The sequence below is a fragment of the Sphingobacterium nematocida genome (genome assembly GCF_900168125.1).
In the GTDB taxonomy this organism is placed as follows: domain Bacteria; phylum Bacteroidota; class Bacteroidia; order Sphingobacteriales; family Sphingobacteriaceae; genus Sphingobacterium; species Sphingobacterium nematocida.
The window spans coordinates 113,660-132,621 of record NZ_FUZF01000008.1; the positions used below are offsets into that span (position 1 = coordinate 113,660).

Sequence of the window (18,962 nt, forward strand, 5' to 3'; positions counted from 1 at the left end):
ATAGTGTTTTTAGCAAAAAGGTGAATCTATTTAGATTCACCTTTTTTAATTGAACGAAACTTGTAATTAATCTACATCTTTAAGCCAATTTCTCTTAAACGTTCGTCTAGATATTGTCCAGCAGTGTAATCTTCATATACCTTTGGATGATCTTTATCAATGCATGAGTCCAGACTAGCTAAGTTCATTTGAGATTTCGGATGTAAAAAGAAAGGAACCGAATAGCGTGAAGTCTTCATCAGTTCTATTGTAGGGTTAACCACCCTGTGAGTCGTAGATTTCAGCTTGTTATTTGTCAATCTTTGTAACATATCGCCTACGTTGACAACGATATCTTCGCCTTTAGCTTTAATAGGGTACCAATCACCGTCCTTTGTCAATACTTCCAACCCATCAGCGGAGGCGCCAATAAGCAACGTGATCAAGTTAATGTCTTCATGTGCACCAGCACGTACAGCATCAGGAGATAGGTTTTCAGGATTGTTGATCGGAAAGTAATGAATAGCTCTTAAGATGGAATTTCCATTAATAACGTATTCTTCAAAGTAATTCTCATCTAGTTCCAAATAGGTCGCTATCGCCTTCAGTAAATTGCGACCGGCATTCTCTAGTTTTTTATAAATTTCTCCCGTTACAATATCGAAACGAGGAAGTTCTTGTACTGTAGGGTTATCTGGAAAATCTGATTTAGAGTAATCTTCCCCTACGATAGTCTGTCCACGCTGCCAAAATTCTTTCAAGTCAGGAGTTGTTGAGTCTTTAGCTTTCTCTTTTCCTTTTGTTGTATATCCACGTTGGCCAGCAAGTTCGGGAAACTCATATTTGTCTTTAATCTCTTGTGGTAATTCAAAGAAGGCCTTTACTGTCTCATATAACTCGGATATTAATTTATCACTCAATCCATGATTTGCGATGGTAACAAATCCAGTCTCATTGAATGCCTTACCAATATCCTTCACAAACTGTGTGCGTTGTTCGGTGCTACCATCTGTGTAGTGGAGTAGGTCCAGTCGAGGTATGTTTACTAATGCCATATTAATGTGTTATTAAAACTAATACAAACCTAAATAAAACTTTCAGGATTCCACCCAACCACCTACAAAAATGAACAGAACTCGAGTGTATCGAGAGAGTTCTTGAATACCAACGTAAAGAACATCATTATGAAAAAAACTTGACGGTCTTTAAGGGTAGTCGTTTGTGCAAAAATGCGCGATGCATAAGGAGGTGTATTATGAATCGATGTAGGCTTGTGTACAGAATCGTAGATTGTTTGTTGCTGACTGCCAGTATTTAGTGTTTAGATGTAGGGGGGATTAAAAATTTGCATAAGTATTTGGATTATATAACTTAATCTGCTAAATTTGATATGCTTGCATAATAAACTATAATGGTAAGTATGATCAACAATGAGCCAAAATAATACAATTGACTATTTTTTAAAAGCGGCCTGGCAGACTGTTGCGAACAAATATAATAATATTGCTTCGCAACATGGTTTTACGCAGGCAGCCGGGTATATTTTAATTAATATCCACAAGGACGGAACTGCCGTCTCGCAGATCGCAAATTCGACTGGAGTAAAAACTACTTCGCTGTCTCGGGTGTTAAATAACTTGGAGGCTCTTGGTTTTATCTATAGAGAGGCAAGCACCACAGATAAGCGATCCGTCAAAGTTTATTTAACAGCTTTGGGCGTAGAGAAGCGTAGAGTAGCAAAAAATGTAGTGCGCGGTTTTAATGAGTATTTGGAATCGGAGCTTTCTGAAAAGGAACGTCTACAATTGATTAAAATGTTGGCCAAGGTGAATGATCTGGCAAATGATTACGAACCGGAATCAATGGAGATGGTGGAGACAAAATAGGGGGTATTCTATTGTATATCAAGAGAGTACTCATGAGTTATTAGTTACAGAAGGAAAAAAGTATTTACGGATGAAATATCCATGTAGTACAGGTTGTACAAACACGGCTGAAAATAACTACATCGCGAGTTTGTTATACTCGGTTTGGATATTCCATCCCGAAATGTCGGAACAAGATAATGGCCATTAAAAGACAGATTATTCACATATGAAATACTCATGTTTAGCGCTGCACAAACACCCATGAGTATTCCATATGAAAGATAAAAAACAAGTTATACACATATGAAATACTCATGTTTAGCGCCGCACAAACACCCATGAGTATTCCATATGAAAGATAAAAAACAAGTTATACACATATGAATAGAAATATTAAAAAGGTAGCCGTACTAGGCTCAGGCGTGATGGGTTCTCGTATCGCTTGTCACTTTGCCAATATTGGTGTGGAAGTACTGCTGTTGGACATTGCTCCCAAAGAACTACTTCCTATGGAGGTGTCGAAAGAGCTTACGCTAGAACATCCTGCTGTACGTAATCGTATTGTAAACACTTCGCTCGAAACGGCGATAAAGTCCAATCCCGCACCGCTTTTTAGTAAATCTTTTGCAACGCGGATCAGTACGGGTAACTTTGATGACGATATGGCTAAGTTAGCTGATGTCGACTGGATTATCGAGGTTGTGGTAGAGCGATTAGATATAAAGAAATCTGTTTTTGAGAAAGTAGAACAGTTTCGTAAACCAGGGACGTTAATCACCTCAAATACATCCGGAATCCCCATTCATTTAATGACTGAAGGTCGTTCGGATGATTTTGTTGCCCACTTTTGCGGTACCCACTTTTTCAATCCTCCTCGATATCTGCAGCTATTAGAGATTATTCCGACCTCACAAACCAATGAAGAAGTTGTAGATTTCTTGGTTGGCTATGGGGATAAGATGTTGGGCAAGACAGTTGTTTTGTGTAAAGATACACCAGCCTTCATTGGAAATCGAATCGGTGTATATTCGATGTTGGCGCTGACACACCTTGTGGATCAAATGGATTTGACGGTGGAAGAGGTGGATAAATATACTGGCCCGGCCATGGGCCACCCTAAGTCTGCTACCTTTCGTACAGCAGATGTGGTCGGTTTGGACACATTGGTAAATGTAGCGAATGGTTTGGATCAGAATGCACCAAATGATGAAGCCAAAGGAGTATTTGCATTGCCTGGTTTTATTACCCAGATGGTGAATAATAAGTGGCTTGGAGAAAAGACGAAGAAAGGGTTTTACGAAAAGGTAAAAGGAGCTGATGGCGGTTCTGAGATTTTGTCTTTAAATCTTAAGACATTGGAGTATGGCCCTCAGTCAAAAGTTAAATCTGCGACTCTGGATGCGACTAAACAGGTTGAAGATATTCGTAAGCGGATGAAAGTCTATGAACAGGGGGCCGATAGGGCAGGTGAGCTTTTTCGGGCCATGCACTATCCACTATTCGAATACGTGTCGAAGCGGATTCCTGAAATAACCGATGATTTTTTTCGCATAGATGATGCAATGCGTGCCGGATTTGGTTGGGAGATAGGGCCTTTTGAGGTTTGGGATGCCTTAGGTGTGCGCGAGACATTAGAAAAGATAAAAAAGGAAGAGAAGAGATTGCCAGGACAGAATGGCGAGGTCGCTCCGTGGGTGCATGATATGCTCGCTGCAGGTTGTGAATCATTCTACAAGATAGAAAATGGTGTCCGTCATTATTATGATATCAACTCTAAATCTTATAAAGCGATACCAGGGACGGAGGAACTAATTGTACTAGACCATATTCGAGAGAAGAAAACTATCTGGAAAAATTCTGGAGTGTCGATCATCGACTTGGGGGATGGTATTCTCAATTGTGAGTTTCATACCAAGATGAATACTATTGGAGGAGATGTCATTCAAGGTATCAACAAAGCTATTGATATTGCCGAAAAGGATTATCGCGGCCTAGTTATTTCCAATGATGGAAAAAATTTCTCAGCAGGAGCGAATATAGGAATGATTTTCATGATGGCTGTGGAGCAGGATTACGATGAGTTAAATATGGCTGTACGTCTGTTCCAAAATACATCGATGCGCATCCGTTATTCAGCAATACCTGTAGTTGTAGCACCGTTCCAATTGACACTGGGTGGAGGCTGCGAGTTTTCCATGCATGCAGATTTTGTACAGTTGCATGCGGAGACTTACATGGGACTGGTAGAGTTTGGAGTAGGAGTAATCCCCGGAGGGGGAGGTTCCAAAGAATTTACATTAAGGGCTTCAGACGAATTTAAAGATGATCAGATTACACAAAACACGCTAAAAGATAAATTTCTCACTATAGGTCAGGCCAAAGTTTCTACGTCGGCCGTTGAGGCCTTTGAATTAGGTTACCTGCAGAAAGGTAAGTATGCTATCACCATGAATCGTGCACGTTTATTGGCAGATGCCAAAGCCAAAGCTATAGAATTGGCAGATGAAGGCTATGTACAGCCAGCGCCACGCCACGACATTAAGGTGTTAGGCAATCAGGGATTAGGCATAGTGTATGTAGGAGCTTCGTCTATGCGTGCAGGAAATTACATATCTGATCATGATAAGAAGATTTCTGAAAAGCTAGGATGGGTTATGTGTGGAGGCGATCTTTCGGCCCCTACGGAGGTGTCTGAACAATATTTGTTAGATCTAGAGCGAAAGGCTTTCTTAGAGTTATGTGCAGAACGTAAGACGCTTGAACGTATTCAGCATATGTTGACAAAAGGAAAGGCGTTACGTAATTAGACGACAAGTATTTGGTACTTAGTATTTAGATGTATGCATCAATATAAGGAATTGAAATTATGGCAGAAGGCGATAGAACTGGATTCTGAAGTTTATAGTCTTACAAGCCGTTTCCCTGACAAAGAACGACTTGGGTTAATTAGCCAAATTAATCGCGCTGCGGTCTCAATTCCATCAAATATCGCTGAGGGAGCTGGTCGTAATTCTGATAAAGGGTTTGTTCAATTTCTTGCGATAGCACATGCATTTACATATGAAGTCAAAACGCAGTTGATTATATGAAAGAACTTAGGTTATTTATTAGACAAATCTACATACTAATATCTAACTACTTAATACTAAAAACATGGAAGCATACATTGTAGCAGGATATCGTACCGCTGTAGGCAAGGCACCAAGAGGTGGTTTTCGTTTTATGCGCGCGGATGATTTGGCCGCAGAGGTTATCAAACATTTGGTGGCTTCGGTGCCGAATTTAAATAAAGAAGAAATTGATGATGTCATTGTAGGTAATGCAATGCCAGAGGCAGAGCAAGGTATGAATATGGGCCGTTTTATATCCCTGATGGGACTGGATACGGATAAAGTTCCCGGTGTCACTGTAAACCGTTATTGTGCGTCAGGGTTAGATACTATAGCGACGGCGACGGCTAAGATTAAGGCAGGCATGGCGGATGTCATCATTGCTGGGGGGGCAGAGGTTATGTCGGGTATGCCATTTGGTGGATGGAAGATTGTACCCAATCCCAAGGTGGCGATGGCGCATTCAGACTGGTATTGGGGAATGGGGCTGACAGCCGAAGCAGTGGCGCAGGATTATAAGGTATCACGTGCGGATCAGGATGCGTTTGCGCTCAAATCTCATCAAAAGGCAATCGAAGCTATCAAGAATGGACATCTCAAAGACGGTGTTGTACCTATTACCGTAAAGGAAAATTACTTGAAAGATGGCAAGATGGCGACGCGAGAATATATCGTTGACACAGATGAGGGTCCACGTGCCGATACGACCTTAGAGGCACTGTCCAACTTAAGACCAGTTTTTGCTGCAGACGGAGTTGTAACAGCAGGGAATTCTTCTCAGACTTCTGACGGGGCAGCCTTTGTAATGGTGATGTCTGAGCGTAAAATGAATGAACTGGGGTTAAAGCCGATCGCTAAATTAATTTCTTATGCAGTGGCAGGTGTCCCTCCACGTATTATGGGGATAGGTCCTATAGTTGCTATTCCAAAAGCGCTGGAACAAGCAGGATTGAAAAAAGAAGATATTGACTTAATCGAATTGAATGAAGCCTTTGCTTCTCAGTCTTTGGCTGTTATCAGGGAGTTAGGGCTGGATGAAGGACGGGTGAATGTCAATGGAGGAGCTATTGCGTTGGGACATCCACTGGGCTGTACAGGAGCTAAGCTCACCGTGCAGATTCTGAATGAATTGAAACGAAGAGGCAAGAAGTATGGAATGGTGACAATGTGTGTGGGGACAGGACAGGGGGCTGCTGGAATCTTTGAAATGATGGGTTAGTATCAGATGTGAGATGATAGATGTCAGATTTGCAACTGAATGTTCATGACGAAGTAAGAGCAAAATATTAAAATGGGCAGTTAAATAGTTAAAAATTAAGGTGTTAGAAAAATGAGAACAACAATTAAAGGTGGTGAGTTTGTAATTAAGGAAACACTATATAGCGAAGTTTTTATTCCAGAAGAGTTTGACGAAGAAGCAAAAATGATTCGGCAGACATGTTTAGATTTTTTGGATGCCGAAGTGTTAAATAAATTAGATCGCATTGATGCACAGGAAGAAGGCTTAATGCAACAGTTGATGGATAAAGCTGGAGAGCTGGGTATGTTGGGCGTATCTATTCCTGAAGAATACGGCGGCTTTGGTAAGAATTTTAACACTTCAATGTTAGTGGCAGATGCGGTAGGCGGAGGCTTTTCTTTCGCTGTAGCGCTTTCAGCACATACAGGAATAGGAACATTACCGATTTTATATTATGGTAATGCCGAACAAAAAGCGAAATATATACCAAAGTTGACTACAGGCGAGTGGAAGGCGGCCTACTGTCTTACCGAACCAAACTCCGGCTCGGACGCCAATTCAGGTCGTACATCGGCCAAGCTGAATGCCGAAGGAACCCATTATTTGATCAATGGGCAAAAGATGTGGATCACCAACGGTGGGTTTGCAGATATTTTTATCGTGTTTGCCAAGATCGATGATGATAAAAATTTAACAGCTTTTATTGTAGAGAAGGATTTTGGTGGTATTACAATGAATCCTGAGGAACATAAGCTCGGTATCAAAGGGTCCTCCACAAGACAGATTTTCTTCAATGATTGTGCTGTACCGGTGGAGAATATGCTGTCGGAACGGGAGAATGGATTTAAGATTGCAGTCAATATATTGAATATCGGACGCATTAAATTAGGAGCAGCGACGATTGGTTCAGCGAGAGCAGTAATTTCTACTGCCGTTAACTACGCTAATGAAAGAGTTCAGTTTAATTTGCCGATATCAAAGTTCGGAGCTGTTCGTTATAAGATAGCGGAATCGGCGATTCGTCTCTTTGCTACCGAATCGGCAGCCTATCGTGCTGGTCAGAACATCGATGATGCGTATGAAGCTTTGATTGCAAGTGGAATGGATGAAGCTAAAGCCAAGTTGAAATCTGTCGAACAGTTTGCAATAGAATGCGCTATTATCAAAGTATGGTGCTCGGAGATGCTAGATTATGTAGTCGATGAAGGTGTTCAGATATATGGAGGTATGGGCTATTCGGCAGAAGCTCCAATGGAACGTGCGTATCGGGACTCACGAATCAATCGAATATTCGAAGGAACCAACGAAGTAAACCGTTTATTGGTGGTCGATATGTTATTGAAGCGTGCGATGAAAGGAGAGTTGGATCTAATGGGGCCTGCTCAAGCAGTGGTAGGAGAGTTAATGGCTATTCCCGATTTCGCTGATGAGGATACAACAGTATTTGCAGCAGAGAAGAAAATAATCGCTAATCTTAAGAAAGCAGGATTGATGATTGCGGGAGCCGCTGTGCAGAAGTTAATGATGTCGCTCTCTAAAGAACAGGAAATCTTGATGAATATAGCTGATATCATAGGCTATGTGTATGTCGCTGAATCTGTTTTGTTGAGAGCAGAAAAGTTGTACCATAGCCAAGGAGAAGAAGCTACTAGAGTACAGGCTGATATAGCCAGGGTGTATCTGTATTCAACCATCGAAAAGATTAGTGCAGCAGGTAAAGAAGCCTTGTACTCTTTTGGAGAGGGGGATGAATTGAATATGATGTTGGTAGGATTACGTCGCTTCACTAAAGCGCAACCTTTCAATGTAAAAGATGCTCGTCAGCGTATTGCACGTAAGCTGATAGAGGAAAATAAATATTGTTTTTAAAGAATTTTCTTGGTTGATTATATAAGCCTGTACGATCTGTACAGGCTTTTTTTTGGGGTTAATTTTCTATAAAACAGATGTTTTTGTTGGATGATGAAGAGTTTTTGAAATAAAATCTATTAAATAGGTAGACTTTTTGCTTTTTGTTTTTATCTTTGTTTTATTATCGTATTCAATTGGCGTTGGCAACGGTAGAAAATATTTCTAACTAATTATCTTTTATTAAAATGAAACAAGTCCATTTCCAAAAATTGCAAACTCATCAATCGAGAATTCTACATGTATTGCACAGTGCTCAGGCATGTGGAATGTGAATGTCTATCTAAATTTCTCTCCCTATATATTAAATAAGTTGGGGAAGCATTGCTTCCCCTTTATTTACTAATGAAACAAGTTTTCAATTGGCGTTGGCACTTGTATTTCTTCACTACTAAACAATTTAAACATATGAAAAAAATAGGGTTTTCCCCAATTTACTTTACGCTTTTGATAATTGTCCTATTTTGCACAGATGTGTATGCACAGGTAGAAACCAAGCCTATTATAAATGCTTCGCTTATTGGGACTGTTATAGATGCGTCTACTAAAGAGCCTATTGCAGGTGTTACAGTCCAGTTAGAGTCCGTGACACATCAAGTCAGGACGGATAGAGATGGTAACTTTCAGTTTGTAACAGGTCAGCGATTACCGTTTACGATTATCGCTTCCTATGTTGGTTACCAGTCTAGAAAAATAGTTGTTACACATTCTCCGACCCTGATTGAATTGATCCCCAGTCAAAATGCTTTGGAACAAGTTCTAGTGACATCACGTAGGCGTACAGAGCGTATACAGGATATTCCGATTCCTGTTTCTATTGTTCGCTCAAGCACTATTGAAGATGCTGGCGCATTCAATGTTAATAGAATCAAAGAAATTATTCCTACCGTACAATTGTATTCTTCCAATGCTAGAAATACGACTTTGAATATTAGAGGGTTGGGGTCTACATATGGTCTTACAAATGATGGTATAGATCCTGGGGTAGGTTTTTATGTGGATGGAGTCTATCTAGCCCGACCTGCTGCTACGTGGTTGGATTTTATTGATATAGAGCAGATAGAGGTTTTACGGGGGCCCCAGGGCACGCTTTTTGGAAAAAATACAACAGCGGGAGCTTTTAATGTTACTTCCCGTTTGCCCGAGTTTAACCCAGGTGCGAATTTTGAGTTAACCTACGGCAATTACGGTTTTATTCAAGCTAAAGCTGCATTTACCGGCCCGCTTATAAAAGATAAATTAGCTGCCCGTGTTTCGTTTTCAGGAACCCAACGGGACGGACTTTTTTATAATGTATCATCTGACAGAAAGATCAATGATCAAAATAATTTAGGACTGCGTGGACAATTATTATTCACCCCAAACGAGGATTTAAAAGTAACACTCACTGGAGATGTAACGAGACAACGTCCCGATGGATATGGCTGGGGAGTTGCCGGAGTCGTCGAAAATAAACGGACAGCATACCGACAGTTCGACGAGATTATAAAAGATCTAGGTTACGAAATTCCGTATAAAAGTGCCTTTGAAAGAAAAGTTGATTTAGATACTAGATCCCGTGCAGACAATGAATTAGGTGGCATTACTTTAAATGTAGACTATAAAATTGGTAAGGGTACCTTTACATCGACATCGGCTTGGAGGTATTGGGATTGGGTACCGTTGAATGATAGAGATTATTTAGGGATTCCGGTTTACACGATTTCGTCGGGTAATTCAAAACATGACCAGTGGTCTCAGGAATTTAGGTATGCAGGGCAGATTAATGAGCGCGTAAGTGGTGTCATTGGTCTGTTTGGCTTATGGCAGGATCTACGTACAGATCCTGTACATACTGAAGAAGCGGGAGACGCGCTCTGGCGCTTTCAAAAAGGTAATGACGCACAGACACAATGGGGACCAGGGTCAATAGATCGTGTAGGGATACGCACAGAGTATGGAATTAAAAGTACGAGTTTGGCGGTATTCTCCCAGATAGATTGGGCAATAACTTCAAAGCTACATCTTTTACCGGGATTACGGTATAACTATGATAAGAAGGTTGCCAATTACGATCGAAAGAAATATATCGAAAATACGATTGAATACACTGCACAACAATTGGCTGCCATAAATAGTATCTATTCAAACCAGCAATTTGATATAGATGCAGATGCAGCAAACCTTTCTGGTCAATTGTCTTTACAATACAAGTTTAGCCAGGGTTATAACGCTTATGCTACCTATTCCAAAAGCTATAAGCCTATTGGTGTCAATGTAGGCGGTTTACCCGTTGTAGATGGAAAAGTAGCGGTTGAATTGGCTGAAGTAAAACCAGAATCCGTGAATCACCTTGAGTTTGGTATTAAAACAAATCTTTCCAAAAATTCATTTTTTAATGTCACACTCTATCAAACACATATAAAGGATTATCAGACCTTGGTACAAACGCCAGATCCTGGCGTAAATAGGGGGTATTTGGCGAATGCCGAAAAAGTTCGTGTACAAGGAGTTGAACTGGATGGGGGGATCAGACCTTGGAGTTTTTTACGGTTGAATGGTGCTTTGGCATATACGGACGCAAAATACGTATCCTTTACCAATGCACCTGTGCCTCTTGAAGAAGTGGGGGGAACAGAGGCTTTTAAAGATATTTCAGGAGGAGTACTGCCGGGGGTGTCAAAGTGGGCTGGGTCTTTGGCGCTGGAATTAACAGCAAAAGGCGATTTACTAAGCCTGCAAGGGTACTATTTCTTGGGGACAGAACTTTTTTATCGCTCTCGATTTTCATCGAGTCCGTCACCTTCTGCCTATTTGAATATAGATGCCTATACTTTGTCTAATGCACGAGTTGGATTTAGGGCAGTCAATGGATTATCTGTAACTATTTGGAGTCGAAACTTAACGAACAAAGACTACTATGAACAGTTATTGGCTGCGCCTGGTAATTTTGGACATTATGCAGGTGTTGTAGCGGATCCGCTGACTTATGGAGTGACCTTACGCTATAATTTAAAGTAACTGACCACCTCTATATAGAGCTACTCGGGAGCGCTAATCGTCTCCCGGTAGCTCATTTTTGAACGAGGAGCGCTATATCCAGAAGAAAGGACAATCGAAGCCGCTATTAAGGATTTGTTAGAATTGTCTTTAAGTTGATTTAAAGTAAGTAACTTAGTTATACTTTATGTTTTCGGATGGATAGATACGATGCAATAATAATCGGCTCTGGGCCGAATGGTTTCGCTGCTGCAATTACACTTCAACAACAAGGTCTGAGTACACTTATTATTGAGGGGGCGGATACAATTGGTGGTGGGATGCGTACGAAGGAGTTGACCTTGCCGGGGTTTAAACACGATGTGTGTTCTGCTATCCATCCCATGGCTTTGGCCTCTCCTTTTTTGAAAACTTTACCTCTCGATAAATTTGGATTAGATTTTATCCATGCTAAATATGCAGCAACACATCCGTTGGTTAATGGAGAGGTGGGTGTTCTTTATAAAGATATTGAACAGACGGCATTAGGATTGGGGAGTGATGGCAAGGCTTACCTAAATTTGCTTAAACCTGTTGTCGAAAAATTAGACCGTCTTTTATTAGATACAATGGGGCCACTACGGTTTCCCAAACATCCGTTGGATTTAGCTGAATTTGGTCTAAGTGCGCTAATCCCTGCAACTTGGAATGCCCATCGTTTTAAAACGGAGAAGGCAAAAGCACTGTGGGCGGGTATGGTAGCTCATGGTATACAGCCCTTGTCCAATTGCGCCACATCAGCAATCGGTCTCCTGTTAATGGCTGTAGGTAATAAATACGGCTGGCCGATTCCTAAAGGAGGGTCTCAATCTATAGCTAATGCACTCGAACAGTATTACCTGTCACTGGGAGGAAAGATTCAAACAAGACATTGGGTTAGAGATATTGGCGAATTGCCCCGTCATAACGTCTTGCTTTTGGATTTAACCCCTAGACAGCTTTTAGATTTAAAAGGGGTGGTCTGGGCCGAAGGGTATAAGAAGCAGCTGCAAAAATATAGATACGGCATGGGCGTTTTTAAAATTGATTGGGCGCTTTCCGATCCAACTCCTTTTAAAGATGGCTATAGCCAATATGCATCGACTGTTCATTTGGGCAATTCAATTCATGATATATCGCAAGCGGAGTGGCGATCTCATCGGGGAGAATATGTGGATAAGCCTTTTGTATTATTTGTGCAGCCCAGTCAATTTGATAGTACGAGAGCACCAGAGGGGAAACATACGGGCTGGGCATATTGTCATGTACCTCATGGATCTATTGTAGATCGTACAGAAGTCATCGAAGCACAGATTGAAAGATTTGCACCTGGATTTAAGGACACTATTATCGGACGCTCGACTATGAATGGTAAAGAGATGGAAGCATATAATCCAAACTATTTTGGAGGAGATATCAACGGAGGGATAATGGATATTCGTCAGTTGTATACACGGCCTGTCCGATCGTTAACACCTTATAGGACTTCTGATCCATCCATCTATATCTGTTCTTCGTCGACTCCCCCAGGAGGAGGAGTGCACGGTATGTGCGGGGCAGCCGCAGCAAAGGTGGTTTTAGACGATCATTATGGCCTAAAGCTTGCTTGATAATTGGGCGAATGTTAATAATGAAATGAGAAAACAATTTTATAGAGATGAAAATAGTATTAGCAGGAGGTAGTGGACATCTTGGAAGGTTGTTGGCTAGCGCATTTTTAACATCAGGAATGGAGGTTTTTATTTTGACTCGGGATAAGGGAGTGATGGCGGATAATAATGGAGTCACTCCAATTTATTGGGACGGTGAGACGATTGGCGAATGGGTTGAGCAATTGGAGAATGTGGATACACTAATTAACCTGACGGGGAAGAGTATTCAATGTCGTTTCACTGAACAAAATAAAAGGTCCTTGTGCGATTCTAGGATTGGTCCCACAAAACTTCTTGGTCAAGCTATACAGCAGTTGAAATCACCTCCTCGACTATGGATTAATTTTTCTGGAATTTCTATTTTTGGTGGGCAAGGAGGACTTCACTCTGAAGAGAGTATGAGCTATGGGTCTGATTTTTTGGCGATATTGGCCCAAAAGTGGGAAAAAGCATTTAAACAGGTGGATTTGACCGACACAAAGAAGGTTATTTTGAGGATCAGTCCTGTTCTGACAAAAGATTCGGGGATGTTTTCTGAATTGTATCCATTAGTAAAAAAAGGATTAGGAGGGGCGGTAGGAGATGGTGGACAAATGGTCAGCTGGATTCATGAAGCCGATCTAATACAAATGGTGTTATGGATAATAGGATTAGACCAACCGGCACCAATTTATCATGCTTGTAGTCCACACCCTGTACGTAATGCCGAGTTTATGAAGACTTTTAGAGAACAGGCTAAAGTGTCTTTTGGTGTTGGCATGCCTACTCCTTTAGCCTACATAGGAGCTTTTTTTAAAGGGATTGATGCAAGTTTATTGTTGCAAACAGTGGCTGTGACCACAAAAACAACAATAGAAGATGGTTTTAAATTCAAATATAGCTATCTTCACAGCGCCTTAGCGCAATTGATAAAATCAACATAAATCATGCCTTCAAAGTCATTTTCAATTACAGAAGATTGGGTCGTCGTTATTCTCGGACTCGCTCTTGTTTTTTTAGCCCTATCAGGTGTTGTTATTCCAAAGCCGACCTACACATGGAGTGATCTTCACGATTTGAGTAATACTGTCTTTTCAGCAACAAATATGCAGGCAGTTTTGAGTCAGTTTGTTGCGGTTTATTTGGTAGCCATAATTGGAACATGGTTGTTGAATAAAGATATCAAATCAATATTGATTGTTTTTCCTATTGTTTACCTATTAACAATAATGGCTTTAGTTCTTGCAGGGAATAAGTTTGTTAAAGAATATAATTTAGAGGCTGTTATTTTCAGTTTGGGTATAGGACTTCTGATCAGTAATCTATATGCATTACCCGAGTGGTTTAAGCAGGCTTTAAGTACAGAGCTTTACGTTAAGATAGGTCTCATACTTTTAGGGACAACGGTAATATTTGGAGATATACTAGAGGCGGGCTCGAGAGGACTTATTCAGGCTCTTGTTGTGGTTGTTTCTGTTTGGTATTTTGCTTTTTGGATTTGTAAGAAATTGAAAATTGATAAGGAAATGTCTCTTATGCTGTCTAGTGCGGTATCTATTTGTGGGGTGTCGGCTGCTATTGCCACTTCTGGAGCAATAAAAGGGGATAGTAAAAAGCTTTCTTATATAATTTCCCTAGTCTTAATTACTGCGATTCCAATGATGATATTTATGCCTTATTTGGCCGCTAAAATGGGCTTGTCGCAAGAAGTGACAGGAGCGTGGTTGGGCGGCTCCATAGATACCTCGGGGGCAGTAGCTGCCTCGGGAACTTTGGTGGGTGATGAAGCATTAAAAATAAGTACAATTGTTAAATTCTCCCAGAATGTGTTACTCGGAATTGCTGCCTTTTTTATCAGTATCTATTGGACATATTCGAAAACTGTCGATGATGAAACCAAACGTGAAAAGCCTACTTTAAAAGTAATTTGGGAACGTTTTCCAAAGTTTGTGGTCGGATTTGTCTTCGCATCGCTTCTATTCTCATTTTTTGTTTCAAAGGAAACGACCGAACATGTTAAAGATGGATTGAAAAGTTTACAAAGTCTATGGTTTGCATTAGCATTTACATCAATAGGTTTGGAGACAAATTTTAAAGACCTTTTCAAACAAGATAACAAAAAGCCGCTGTATGCGTTTCTCATTGCCCAGACCTTTAATGTCATTGTAACCCTAATAATTGCTCTTTTACTGTTTAGATAGTTGCTTTCGGCTGTAGTTGGCTTTTAGAGGAAGGTAATAGATGTAGACCCTATCCTAGAATGCAGAAGCTATTTTTTAATACGGTTTTTTTATGGAATTATGTATCTTAAAGCATCTTTAATTTAGAAAAGAACGGCTAATGAATGAAAAGGAGCTACTTCTGGAATACAGACTGACCGGAAACTTAGATGTTTTGGGAAAGTTGTATGCGCCTTATATGTCACTTCTTTATGGTGTTTGTTTTAAGTATCTACAGAATGCTGACCGCAGTCAAGATGCCGTTATGCATATTTTTGAAGAATTGATCGGGAAGTTAAGGTTGCACGAGGTCGATAATTTCAAAAGCTGGCTGCATGTGTACACAAAGAACTATTGTCTTATGCAGTTGCGTAAGGATAAGCGAGCTGTACATCTGGATATTGAAGACAATCTATTTGAAAGCGAACGCAAATTGGAGCAGGGTGATGAATTTAAATGGTCTGAAGAGGACTTTGAAAAATTAGACCATTGTATCCAAAAACTGAATATCGAACAAAGGGAGTGTGTACGTTTATTCTATTTAGAACAAATGTGCTATAAAGATATTGCCGAGCAAACTGGATATGAACTGAATAAAGTGAAGAGTGCGATTCAAAATGGGAAACGCAATCTGAAAATCTGTATGGAAAGTAAAGGAGATGGAAAATAATTATCAATTATCGCGAATTCATAACTACGTCAATGGTTTAATGAGCCGTGAGGAGATGCATACGTTGGAGCGAGAAGCACTAGACGATCCATTTCTGCAAGATGCTATTGATGGTTATAAATTGCAGGAGGGTGTCGATGTCAAGCAATTGAGTCTATTGCAACAACGGCTATCGACTCGGGTTAATGAAAATGTAAGTCTTAAAAATAAACGATTCTATAGTTGGCAACGATTGGCAATAGGAATGACTGCCGGTGTCCTATTTGTGACGGTATGTACCTTATTGTTGATACGTTATCTGCCACAGCAGAAATCTAGTTTGACCGAAGTTGAAATTATGCAGGATCAGGTATATTCGATCGCATTGGGAAATACGGGCAAATATGACGGAGAACCGGTGAATGGATGGGAGTCGTTTGAAAACTATTTGACACATAGTTATCTAGGAAAAAATCATAAGGAAGCCGAAATACTTGTGTATTTTAAAATAGATCAAGGAGGGAGACCTTATCAGATCTTGGTTAACAATGGTGAGTCACCTTTAGATTCTTACCAGGAAATTGTGGAGCTTTTGAAAAATGGACCGAAATGGAGAGGTACTGAAGGAGAGGTATTGATCGATGTTCACCTATTGGATATGTGATAAAAGAGCAAAGACGTTTAGTCTTTGCTCTTTTTTATTATTCTTCCCAGCGAATTTTGTCCTCAATAGGCGAACGGGCTGGTTCCCGAGCTTCTGCATGGTGATGGCCTAAGTAAAATAGGCCGATACATTTTTGATTTTCTTCTAGATCGAGAAATGTTCCAAGATGGTTGATTAGTCCTGGAGTAGCCCAATATCCACCGATATCTAATGAGTGAGCTGCCAACCATAAGTTTTCTACAGAACAAGCTGTGGCGGCCAATTCTTCCCATTCAGGAAGATCGCCCGTATAATTTACAACAATAGCAATAGCGACATTAGACATTGTGGCTTTTTTTGCCATATTTTGTTCCGTGACTTCAGTATACTTGTCAGCCGGGGTTACGGATTTGTAGATCCTTGCCAGTTCAGTTCCTAATCGTTCTAGGCCGTCTTTTCTAAAAATAACAAAGCGCCAAGGTTGAGTACGTTTGTGTGTTGGGGCTGCATTGGCGGCTTCCAGTATAGTTAAAATGTCTTCTTTGCTAACTTCTTCATTGGTGAAGCTATTTTGATTTACGGTTCTTCTAAAGTGAATCGCATCTAAGACATCGTTTCTTTTCTTCATGATATATTGATTTTTATGATTTTTCTTCCCAAAGTGCAGCGATATGCAGGATTGTTTTTACGGCTTTTTCCATATCTTGTCTGCTTACCCATTCCATCTTGCCATGAAAAGCATGTCCTCCAGCAAATACGTTGGGACAAGGTAGCCCCATAAAAGAAAGTCTTGAGCCATCTGTACCACCCCGAATACTTCGTTTTTCAGCTTTCATGCCAGCACGTTCGATCGCTTCTAAACCAATTTCCATAATTTCCGGAAATTGATCTAAAATTTCTTTCATGTTTCGATATTGCTCTTTACTCTCTAATGTATATGTACAGCCTGGATATTTTGCAATGATCTCTTTAACGAGTTGATCTAGTTCCGATTCATGCTGCTGGAGATTGGCAGTCACGTGATCTCTGACAATAAAGTCTATTGTTGCTTTTTCTACAGTGCCGTTCACATTTGTGGGGTGGAGAAAGCCTTGTTTGCCCGAGGTACTCTCTGGAGACAAACGGTCCTGTGGTAAAGATTCAATAATTTTAGCAGCAATCTTGATCGCACTTTGCATTTTGTTTTTTGCAAAGCCCGGATGTACAGATACGCCGTGAATCGTGATCTTGGCAGCGTTAGCAGAAAAGGTCTCATCTTCGATCGTCCCTGCTTTTTCACCGTCCATGGTATAGGCATATTGAGCGCCTAGATGTTCAAGGTTGACAAAGTCTACCCCACGACCTATTTCTTCATCCGGTGTAAAAAGAATCTTGATATCACCGTGCTTAATGTCAGGGTTGTTTATCAGTAATCTCGCCGCTTCCATGATCTCAGCGACCCCTGCTTTATCGTCTGCACCCAAAAGCGTAGTTCCTGACGCCGTAATTATATCGTTGCCAATTTGCTCGCCTAGATCTCTATGCTCCGAAAAACGTATAACCACACTGCTGTCATCCGGAAGAATAAGGTCCTGTCCTTGATAATTGGTGTGTATGATAGGTTTGACGTCTTTTCCTGAGCAATCTGGAGAGGTATCGACATGTGAACAAAAGCAAATCACAGGCACTTTTTTTTCCGTATTGGATGGAATCGTAGCGTATACATACCCGTTTTTGTCAAGTTGAGCGTCTTCTATCCCGATAGCTAAAAGTTCTTCAACAAGAAGGCGGCTAAGGTTTAATTGTTTTGACGTGGAAGGGAATGTTGCAGAGCTACTGTCCGATTGCGTATCTATCTGTACATATCGGATAAAGTGATCGGCGACCTGAAAGTCTTTTATAGTATTGATATTGGAATGATCCATGTTTTAAATGTTTAAAAGTGATATTGTCATCTATTTTTGTTTATCTACCCATCCAAAAACATCGTTAAGGATGTTGGAATTTCTAGATCCACTAATATTTTGTCTGATTTTAATCTCTTCGTCAGCTACCTGTACAAACAGTCCATCGATGGCTTTTTGTGTGACGTAAGCATTTAAGTCCGTATTAATTTTGTTGTTAGCGAGGGGTAGATTGTTATACGCCGACGTCAATTGGGTCCAGTAGGTGCTTACGTTGTTCTTTCCTAATGCAGATTCTACGATAGGACTGAATTTGCTAGTCAACGTGGCAGAGGTAGTGCGTTTGAAAAAGGATGTCGCTGCATCTTGTTGTGTTCCGAGAAGGATATTAAAAGCATCGCTTACGGTCATTTGCGCAAGCGAGTTGACAAATACTGGAGCAGCCTCTTTAACAGCAGATTCGGCTGCCCTGTTCAAGCTGGTTACAAACTGGTCACAAAGACTCCCCATGCCTATTGAACGAAGTGTTTTTTCTATTTGTTGAGCTTCTTTAGGCATCAATATCTTGACTGCAGCATTCCCCAGGAAGCCATCCTTGACAGACAGCGCATTGATACTGTTGTTAAGACCATTGCCTAATGCCTGTTTAATGCCACTAATCGCTTGGGTTTGCGTAATGGTACTTGCATTAGTTGGTGTAGGTGTGGCGGTGACCTTTGCCGTAGTCTTACGTCCAGAGGAAGATTTTGTGCGCTTTGTTTGTGCTATAGCTTCTATCCCAAAAAGAAATGAAATAGAGGCTATGCTTATGGCTAGAATATTTATCGTTTTCATG

The 18,962-nt window shown here is 40.7% G+C and carries 15 protein-coding genes; 11 read left to right on the plus strand and 4 right to left on the minus strand.

The window, feature by feature from the left end; genetic code table 11:
- Positions 1–71: 71 nt before the first annotated feature.
- Complete coding sequence (locus B5X76_RS10440; RefSeq protein WP_079643058.1) at positions 72–1,034, minus strand: isopenicillin N synthase family dioxygenase; 963 nt, start codon at positions 1,032–1,034, stop codon at positions 72–74.
- Positions 1,035–1,409: 375 nt separating this feature from the next.
- Here B5X76_RS10440 and B5X76_RS10445 point away from each other — a divergent pair, with 375 nt between their 5' ends.
- The 11 genes from B5X76_RS10445 to B5X76_RS10495 all read left to right on the plus strand — a co-directional run bounded on the left by B5X76_RS10445 (position 1,410) and on the right by B5X76_RS10495 (position 16,265).
- Complete coding sequence (locus B5X76_RS10445; RefSeq protein WP_079643059.1) at positions 1,410–1,865, plus strand: MarR family winged helix-turn-helix transcriptional regulator; 456 nt, start codon at positions 1,410–1,412, stop codon at positions 1,863–1,865.
- Between the two features lie 362 nt (positions 1,866–2,227).
- Positions 2,228–4,654 carry a 3-hydroxyacyl-CoA dehydrogenase/enoyl-CoA hydratase family protein gene (locus tag B5X76_RS10450; protein WP_079643060.1) on the plus strand — a complete coding sequence of 809 codons (2,427 nt, stop codon included), beginning with the start codon at positions 2,228–2,230 and terminating at the stop codon, positions 4,652–4,654.
- A gap of 33 nt (positions 4,655–4,687) precedes the next feature.
- Entirely contained in the window at positions 4,688–4,936 is a 249-nt protein-coding gene (locus B5X76_RS10455) for a four helix bundle protein (protein WP_079643061.1), read from the plus strand.
- 64 nt (positions 4,937–5,000) lie between these two features.
- A complete protein-coding gene (locus tag B5X76_RS10460; RefSeq protein WP_079643062.1) occupies positions 5,001–6,176 on the plus strand; it encodes an acetyl-CoA C-acyltransferase in 1,176 nt (391 codons plus the stop codon).
- A 111-nt stretch (positions 6,177–6,287) separates the two neighbouring features.
- Positions 6,288–8,066, plus strand: coding sequence for an acyl-CoA dehydrogenase family protein (locus tag B5X76_RS10465; protein ID WP_079643063.1), 1,779 nt, complete (start codon positions 6,288–6,290; stop codon positions 8,064–8,066).
- A 447-nt stretch (positions 8,067–8,513) separates the two neighbouring features.
- A complete protein-coding gene (locus B5X76_RS10470) occupies positions 8,514–11,105 on the plus strand; it encodes a TonB-dependent receptor (RefSeq protein ID WP_079643064.1) in 2,592 nt (863 codons plus the stop codon).
- A 176-nt stretch (positions 11,106–11,281) separates the two neighbouring features.
- Positions 11,282–12,712 carry a phytoene desaturase family protein gene (locus B5X76_RS10475; protein WP_079643065.1) on the plus strand — a complete coding sequence of 477 codons (1,431 nt, stop codon included), beginning with the start codon at positions 11,282–11,284 and terminating at the stop codon, positions 12,710–12,712.
- A 47-nt stretch (positions 12,713–12,759) separates the two neighbouring features.
- Positions 12,760–13,677 carry a TIGR01777 family oxidoreductase gene (locus tag B5X76_RS10480; protein WP_079643066.1) on the plus strand — a complete coding sequence of 306 codons (918 nt, stop codon included), beginning with the start codon at positions 12,760–12,762 and terminating at the stop codon, positions 13,675–13,677.
- Positions 13,678–13,680: 3 nt separating this feature from the next.
- Positions 13,681–14,934 carry a YeiH family protein gene (locus B5X76_RS10485; RefSeq protein ID WP_079643067.1) on the plus strand — a complete coding sequence of 418 codons (1,254 nt, stop codon included), beginning with the start codon at positions 13,681–13,683 and terminating at the stop codon, positions 14,932–14,934.
- 139 nt (positions 14,935–15,073) lie between these two features.
- Positions 15,074–15,622: an RNA polymerase sigma factor gene (locus tag B5X76_RS10490; RefSeq protein ID WP_079643068.1), complete on the plus strand. Its 549-nt coding sequence runs from the start codon at positions 15,074–15,076 to the stop codon at positions 15,620–15,622.
- Positions 15,612–16,265, plus strand: coding sequence for a hypothetical protein (locus B5X76_RS10495; RefSeq protein WP_079643069.1), 654 nt, complete (start codon positions 15,612–15,614; stop codon positions 16,263–16,265). The genes B5X76_RS10490 and B5X76_RS10495 overlap by 11 nt, the downstream gene beginning before the upstream one ends.
- A 37-nt stretch (positions 16,266–16,302) precedes the next feature.
- Here the strand turns inward: B5X76_RS10495 and B5X76_RS10500 are convergent, their stop codons facing one another.
- Genes B5X76_RS10500 through B5X76_RS10510 form a run of 3 tightly spaced genes read right to left on the minus strand, consistent with a single transcriptional unit; the run spans position 16,303 to position 18,961 of the window.
- The gene (locus tag B5X76_RS10500; protein WP_079643070.1) at positions 16,303–16,872 is read right to left on the minus strand and encodes a nitroreductase family protein; all 570 of its coding nucleotides are present in this window, start codon (positions 16,870–16,872) and stop codon (positions 16,303–16,305) included.
- Positions 16,873–16,885: 13 nt separating this feature from the next.
- Positions 16,886–18,148, minus strand: coding sequence for a peptidase T (gene pepT / locus B5X76_RS10505; protein WP_079643071.1), 1,263 nt, complete (start codon positions 18,146–18,148; stop codon positions 16,886–16,888).
- Positions 18,149–18,178: 30 nt separating this feature from the next.
- Complete coding sequence (locus tag B5X76_RS10510) at positions 18,179–18,961, minus strand: DUF4197 domain-containing protein (RefSeq protein WP_079643072.1); 783 nt, start codon at positions 18,959–18,961, stop codon at positions 18,179–18,181.
- Between the last annotated feature and the right edge of the window lies 1 nt (position 18,962).

Bases quoted from the DNA above. Each gene is read 5' to 3' on its own strand.
- B5X76_RS10440 (WP_079643058.1), bottom strand. From the start codon at position 1,034: ATGGCATTAGTAAACATACCTCGACTGGACCTACTCCACTACACAGAT.
- B5X76_RS10445 (WP_079643059.1), top strand. From the start codon at position 1,410: ATGAGCCAAAATAATACAATTGACTATTTTTTAAAAGCGGCCTGGCAG.
- B5X76_RS10450 (WP_079643060.1), top strand. From the start codon at position 2,228: ATGAATAGAAATATTAAAAAGGTAGCCGTACTAGGCTCAGGCGTGATG.
- B5X76_RS10455 (WP_079643061.1), top strand. From the start codon at position 4,688: ATGCATCAATATAAGGAATTGAAATTATGGCAGAAGGCGATAGAACTG.
- B5X76_RS10460 (WP_079643062.1), top strand. From the start codon at position 5,001: ATGGAAGCATACATTGTAGCAGGATATCGTACCGCTGTAGGCAAGGCA.
- B5X76_RS10465 (WP_079643063.1), top strand. From the start codon at position 6,288: ATGAGAACAACAATTAAAGGTGGTGAGTTTGTAATTAAGGAAACACTA.
- B5X76_RS10470 (WP_079643064.1), top strand. From the start codon at position 8,514: ATGAAAAAAATAGGGTTTTCCCCAATTTACTTTACGCTTTTGATAATT.
- B5X76_RS10475 (WP_079643065.1), top strand. From the start codon at position 11,282: ATGGATAGATACGATGCAATAATAATCGGCTCTGGGCCGAATGGTTTC.
- B5X76_RS10480 (WP_079643066.1), top strand. From the start codon at position 12,760: ATGAAAATAGTATTAGCAGGAGGTAGTGGACATCTTGGAAGGTTGTTG.
- B5X76_RS10485 (WP_079643067.1), top strand. From the start codon at position 13,681: ATGCCTTCAAAGTCATTTTCAATTACAGAAGATTGGGTCGTCGTTATT.
- B5X76_RS10490 (WP_079643068.1), top strand. From the start codon at position 15,074: ATGAATGAAAAGGAGCTACTTCTGGAATACAGACTGACCGGAAACTTA.
- B5X76_RS10495 (WP_079643069.1), top strand. From the start codon at position 15,612: ATGGAAAATAATTATCAATTATCGCGAATTCATAACTACGTCAATGGT.
- B5X76_RS10500 (WP_079643070.1), bottom strand. From the start codon at position 16,872: ATGAAGAAAAGAAACGATGTCTTAGATGCGATTCACTTTAGAAGAACC.
- pepT (WP_079643071.1), bottom strand. From the start codon at position 18,148: ATGGATCATTCCAATATCAATACTATAAAAGACTTTCAGGTCGCCGAT.
- B5X76_RS10510 (WP_079643072.1), bottom strand. From the start codon at position 18,961: ATGAAAACGATAAATATTCTAGCCATAAGCATAGCCTCTATTTCATTT.